Source organism: Bacillaceae bacterium S4-13-56, assembly GCA_040191315.1.
Lineage (GTDB): Bacteria > Bacillota > Bacilli > Bacillales > JAWJLM01 > JAWJLM01.
The window spans coordinates 1-6,621 of sequence record JAWJLM010000122.1; the positions used below are offsets into that span (position 1 = coordinate 1).

4 protein-coding genes are annotated in these 6,621 nt (G+C 35.5%); all 4 read left to right on the plus strand.

Annotation, left to right across the window (positions count from 1 at the left end):
* Positions 1–426 precede the first annotated feature (426 nt).
* The 4 genes from RZN25_17710 to RZN25_17725 are packed head-to-tail and all read left to right on the plus strand — an operon-like array spanning position 427 to position 6,449.
* Complete coding sequence (locus RZN25_17710) at positions 427–2,103, plus strand: hypothetical protein (protein MEQ6378644.1); 1,677 nt, start codon at positions 427–429, stop codon at positions 2,101–2,103.
* Between the two features lie 4 nt (positions 2,104–2,107).
* Positions 2,108–5,098, plus strand: coding sequence for an ATP-binding protein (locus RZN25_17715; GenBank protein ID MEQ6378645.1), 2,991 nt, complete (start codon positions 2,108–2,110; stop codon positions 5,096–5,098).
* Positions 5,085–6,014, plus strand: a complete 930-nt coding sequence (locus tag RZN25_17720) for a hypothetical protein (protein ID MEQ6378646.1) — start codon at positions 5,085–5,087, stop codon at positions 6,012–6,014. Before RZN25_17715 ends, RZN25_17720 begins: the two co-directional genes overlap by 14 nt.
* Before the next feature lie 12 nt (positions 6,015–6,026).
* On the plus strand, positions 6,027–6,449 hold the full coding sequence (locus RZN25_17725; GenBank protein MEQ6378647.1) for an SMI1/KNR4 family protein: 423 nt from the start codon (positions 6,027–6,029) through the stop codon (positions 6,447–6,449).
* Positions 6,450–6,621 lie beyond the last annotated feature (172 nt).

Here is a 6,621-nt window from a genome sequence, read left to right on the forward strand (position 1 = left end):
ACTGTGACCTATACTGAGCTAGTTGGATAATCAGAAATTAAAATTCTTGTTCAACATTAGGGGCTTGTATTCCTAAAGATGAGTCATTTTAATTCCGAAAATATGCTTCATATTCAAAGTTTAGATTTTCAATTTTATTTTTTGCTATCGGTTCGATAGTAGCAGCTAATTAATTATAGCAGGAAAAATGAAATAACTAGCACCCCATGTGTTGCCACGTACTGGTTGCTCATCTGGAAAGTGCAGATTGTTCACGAGGAAGAAATAAAATGCGAAGTACTGGTGTTAAAGGGTTTAAGAGCATTTAAAGTTTCTGGGTTTGTAGGCTTGAAATGCTCATTTTTGGGCTAGAAAATGTACATAGTTCAGATTTATTATTAAGATAATACGTCATTACGTGAATAAACTTTGTCAGGAGAGAAAGTAATGGTCAAAGCAGAATTGAGCTATAACCCATATTTGCTTGAAACTAAAGTTAAATTTAATGGACAAGACCCGAAAATAAATAGTCTTGTTGAGAAATTCCAAGAAGGGAAATTGCATGATTGGATTACAGAAATACCAGCTGTTTTTTATAATGAGATGAATGGTTACGATTTTGATCTAGATTTTTCAGGGACAAAAGCTGATTTTGAGGAATTAGAACAAGCATTTGTGGATTCAAGGGTTAGCACCAAGCCCGAAACAAAAGCTAGCGGTGAAATAGTCCCTGCTGAAGTGAGGATTTTCTTTAAGAATGAAATAGAAAATTCACGTAAAAAAAGCAAAGAGATTGATGATTTATTAACATGGCTAAACACAACGCCAAATCGAAAATTTGATAATGCTCGTTTTAGATTTGAGAATTCCGAATTATTCGATGAACCATTTTCATATTTGTTAATTCAAGCGTCAAATATAGATACTTCTGTATTTGATGGCTTAGATTTTACTTTAGAAAATGCAAATACTATTAATGAGTTACCTAAGGATTTAGCCAACACACCGATTCTTTTTTATATTGATAAAAACACCAGGGCAGAATTTCTAAATTTCTTAGACATTGTTCAATCAAGACAAGACGTTAATGAAAAACAAATATTTTTCTTTATCCATCTTGATTTGAATAATAAGACGCAAATCGAAAGAATAATTCAAGATAAAGGAATAGCGCATCCCCAAATTGTTTCTGCCTTGAATGATAAAAAGGTAAGCGTTTTCTTAGATATTTATCCAATTGCAGACTATGTAGCAGAGTCAATAAAGGTCTTTAGGAAAGAGTTTGATTCACTTTCAAAAATTCTTGAAGTGGAAAATGAAGAGTCAAGAATTCAAAACGCTGATGTTCACAAACAAATTGATTCATTGGAAGAATCAATTCAAAAATTAAAGGATGTCAATGAAAGCTTCATCCAAAGAGATAATTTGGAAGTTCCATCAACGTTAACTGCCGCAAAAATTAAACTTAGCGACAAGATTCAAAACTGGAGAAAAAAGAAAAATAAATATAATAATGACGAAGTAGCTACTAATGCAGCAAGAGATTACTCAGCGGATTTATCTATTTATTTTAAAGCGTTTATAACTGAAGTGAATGCCATATTCGAGGCTGAAAAAGAGGAGATCTTCAGATCGTTTTCTTCGTTATATGATTTTGCAGATGCATTCGATGGTTTTGAACCATCGGGAAAAATTGTTTTTGATTTCTCTAGGTATGATATTCGTGATTTAACAAATGAATTCTTATCTTTCAGGGAAGAACGAATGGTAGAACAACCAGAAGATTTGTTTGGTTTGGCAAAGAAATTGTTTGATAAACAAGTCGAACCAAGACCGCTAGTGCCTGAAATAACTTATTCAATTAGTAAGTGGCGTGATAAAACTAGTGAAATTACTATTCCTAAAGCAGAAGAAATGATAGATGCAGTTTCAGATGCATTGAAAATATTTTATGATGATGTTGCGATAGATTATCATGAACATCTTGAAAAATTAATTACTGAAAAGACATCACAAAAAGAAGAGACATTGGATCGACTCTCTGATGAAGAACGTAAATTACAGAAAGATAATGATTGGTTGGCGAAATTGGACGATCAGTTGAAAAAAATTGAGAGAGGCTAAGCTGATGATAGATAAGGAATTAATGCAATCCCAAGGTGGAGAACTAGTTTACCAGAATTTATCTCCAGAAGAACAGCTAGATGTCAAGTTAGATATCATCGACGAAACGATTCGTCGAAGAGAACTATCTCGTTTGACGGAGATGGAGATTGTCCCATTTGAGAATTTGGGATTGCCATCGCTCGAAGAAGATTTCATTAATAATGTTCGTCTACATAAAATCACAGAGATGGTTTATCAAAAAGGTGAGTTAGTGACCGATAAATTTACGACAGTCTTTAATACGCTTCAAACCTATAAATCATCGGTGTTCGTGGTGATTGATTCCAATGGTAAGCAAATGGATTTTTATCTTGGAGTTCGGTCTAATGGCGATAATCGTTCCACGGTAACATTAGGAGATACCTTAAAAAATACACTTGTAGGGCATTTTCCAGGTGTGAAAATCGAAAATGAAGATCGTTCTAAAATTGCAGCATTATCAACTAGAATTGCTAAGCAACATAATGTTGCTTCAGTTAGTATCGTCGGTAACAACAAAAATGATAAGGAACAAGGAAATGAACAGTTTGTTCAAGGGTTAGAAAAACTTGCTCTTGCTATGCACGGTCGACAATTTACGGGGATAATTGTTGCTCAGAATTCATCTTTTGATGAAATTCAAAAGGTGAGAAAGAGCTATCAAAGACTTTATACGGAATTATCTCCATTACAAAAAGTACAATTAAATGATAGTATTTCAAATTCTCAATCAACGAGCAAATCATTCTCTGAGATGAATGGTAAACAAAAGGCAGCAATGATTGCTGGAACGACTTCGGGAGTCGTTGGTGCAGCGGCTGGTATTGCCATTGCTAACCCAATAGGAATTATGCTTGGTGGTCAAATCGGTGGAACATTAGGTGGACTATTCCAATCACTTGCACCAAATGCTCAAGTCACTGAATCATCTTCAAGTTCGGTTGCAAAAACGGTAGAGAATAAATCAATCACAGATATGCTACAACTTATTGATAGTCAGCTTAAAAGAACAAATGAGTTTGATAGTTATGGGATGTGGAATGTTGCAGGATACTTTATTTCTGATGATATGTCTGCTGCTGAGATTGCTGCAAGTAACTATCGTTCGTTGATGAACGGTGAAAACTCTGGTCGTGAAGTGTCTGCTATCAACTCTTGGCGCAGTAACTTCAATAATTTTGAGGACTTGACTCTATACTTATCTCGATTTGTTCATCCACAGTTTATATATGGTGGGAATGTGCTAACCAATGCCTCAACAGCCGTTAGTGGTAAAGAACTTGGACTTCACTTGGGCTTGCCTCGAAATACAGTGCCAGGTATGCCTGTAATTGAACATGCTGAATTTGGTAAAGAGGTTAATTCTTATCAATTGTTCCCGAAGAAGTTTAGTGATAATCCAAAAGAACGCATTACGTTAGGTAAAGTGTTTGATCTAGGCCAAATCACGGACAAAACAGTGGAACTTGATAATCATAGTTTGAATATGCATACCTTAATTACGGGATCAACTGGATCTGGCAAGAGTAACACGGTTTATCAATTACTCAATGAATTACACCAAGACGAAATTCCATTCCTAGTTATTGAACCAGCGAAAGGGGAGTATAAGGACGTATTTGGAAATTGGGATGATGTAAATGTTTACTCAACAAATCCAAATATTGCACCATTGATTAACTTAAACCCATTCAAGTTTCCAGAATCAATTCACGTACTTGAACACGTAGATGGTTTAGTTGAAATATTCAGTGTATGTTGGCCAATGTATGATGCAATGCCAGCCTTTTTCAAAAACGCAATTTTGAAATCATATGAAGAAGTTGGTTGGGATTTGGGCTCTTCAACTTTTGAAGTTGATGAAATCGAATACCCTGACTTTGAAATTCTTGCGGAACAACTTGAAAAATTAATTGGTGAAACTGACTATTCTGCGGAGGTCAAAGGAAACTACATCGGTGCTTTAACTACTCGAGTCAAGTCTCTTACCATTGGATTGAACAAATTCATCTTTACAAATGAACAAACCCCGTACGAAAAACTCTTTGATGAGAATTGCATCTTAGATATTAGCCGTGTTAAATCTAGTGAAACTAATGCACTCATCATGGGGCTTATGGTATATATTTTGAATGAATATAGGGTTGATCGGAAGTCAGAAAATAATGTTGGGCTTAAACACGTTACAGTACTTGAAGAAGCCCATAATCTTTTGAAGAACACATCAGCCAGTGGGGAATCTGATTTAATTGGTAAGTCAGTTGAAATGTTGACTAACACAATTGCAGAGATTCGTACTTATGGTGAAGGTTTCATTATTGTTGACCAATCACCTTCATCAGTTGATATCGCTGCAATTAAGAATACGAATACCAAGCTTGTTTTGCGTACACCTGAAGCAAACGACCGTGAAGCAGTAGGACGCTCTATGGGATTAACGCCTGATCAAGTTAATGAAATTGCTAAATTGCCAAGTGGTGTGGCTGTCGTTTATCAAAATGACTGGATCAGTCCGGTTCTGACGATGGTTGATAAAGCTAATGTCAAAGAGAGTCCATATATCAATGAGAATCCCACTGTAATCAAGCCGCTTCGTGAGTCTCGAACGGAAATAATTAAAGCAATCATGGAACCGTGGTTGCCCCATGACCAAATCAAACACGACGAACTAAATAGTGCTTTGAATAGTTTAGAAGTTTCTCGTGTAAATAGAAAACTTTTGAGTATTATGATTTCAACCTATACGAACCATCAAGGTCATATGATCTGGGATGAACGTTCAATCCCTACACTACAAAATCTGTTATTCGACATTCTTTCATTGTTCAAAACAACATTTGATGACTTTGTTGAGCTAGGAAATCCAGATAGATTGAGAGTATTCGTTCAAAAGAAAACTACAGGACTTATGAAAGAACAAATTGATGAAATTTGTAGTGTGTTAACGATGGAGGGAGCGAATGATGGGAATTGATTTTGGCAAAACTCTTGACGCAATTGGCGATGGGGTTAAAAATGTTGGAGAAACAGCACATAAATCTTTGGAAGATTTTCATAAGAATTTTGTGTCTAAAATTACTCCAAAGGATGGAAAGTTCGGGGATGCAACGAAGTTTGTGACGGAAATGGTTCCTGGTGTTTCTGAATACAAAGCAATCCGCGAAGGAGATTGGAATGCTTTTGCAGTAGCAGCTGGAATTGATGTTGCAATGATAGGTGTTACTGTTGCGACTGCTGGCATAGGAACTGGGGCAGCTATTGGGATGAAGGCTGGAACACAAGCTGGAAAAACTGTGGTGAAAACCGCTATGAAAGAAGGAACAGAGGTAGTTGCTGAAAAAACAGTTCATGAAGGTGTCGAAGTGGTAGCTAAAAAGACGGTGAAAGAAGGCACTGAAGAGGTAGTTGAAAAAACTGTTAAAGAAACTGATGAGTTAGTAGTTAAGAAGACAATACTTGAAGCCGGACAAGCTATTGATAAAACTAGATTCCCAGAATACTTGAAGGAGACTGAAAAAATCACGGGTCGAGATATTCCAAAGAACCAGAAAGAGTTAATTGACAAGGCCATTAAGGATAATGATTATTTCAAACTTTCCAAAGAAGAAACAGCACTACATCGCCAAGAATTTAACAAAGTTAGGAATACGGTTATTGGTGAGTGGGAGAAAAATACAGGGGAGAAATGGCCAACTTATGATAATAATGTGTTGGATGGTGCAGGAACTGTTCTTAGGAAAGCAGGGGATAAATTTGATGCACATCACTTGATCGAAAATTCATTTAAGGGTAAACATGAGTGGTGGAATATTCATCCTGCAAAATTTCCAGATGAACATCAAGGCGGAATCCATGCACCTGGATCACTTGGAAAAAAAATATTTGGATAGGAGAGAATTGAAATGTTTGAGACCATTCAAAAAAATAAAAACAACACATTTTATTCAGTGTCGGTTGAAAAACTGAAAGAGCAAGAAGATAAAATAGGTATCATTTTTCCAGAATTATTACGGAAATTCTTATTAGAAATAGGATATGGTTTCTTGGAAACTAAAAACGGCAATATTAATCGTATTATGGATCCTAAAAGCATTGCTGAGTTCAGAAATAAAGAGGGTCAATTTTCCTACAGTCAGGATATAGAAATATACGACGAATTTAATAAAGATAAACTCGTGTTCTTTGAAAGTAATGAAACGGCATATTTTTCAATAGGCTTCTCAACAGAGAATCACGGACAAATATATTATTACGATAAAAAGATTGCCAACAATCTTGAAGAGTTTTTATTAAATTATTCTAAGGATGAAAGATACTTTGAATAGCGTTATATCGAAGTATGATGATTGCTGAATTGGTTCCTCGTTAACACGCTAACGACTGGTGGGAGGAACCTTTTATAAACGAATCAATATGTCTAAAGGCTACTCCTAATAGCTAATTGAAAAAACTATCATTATTTAGGGTCTGCTGAATAAATATAAAATCCACTATTTA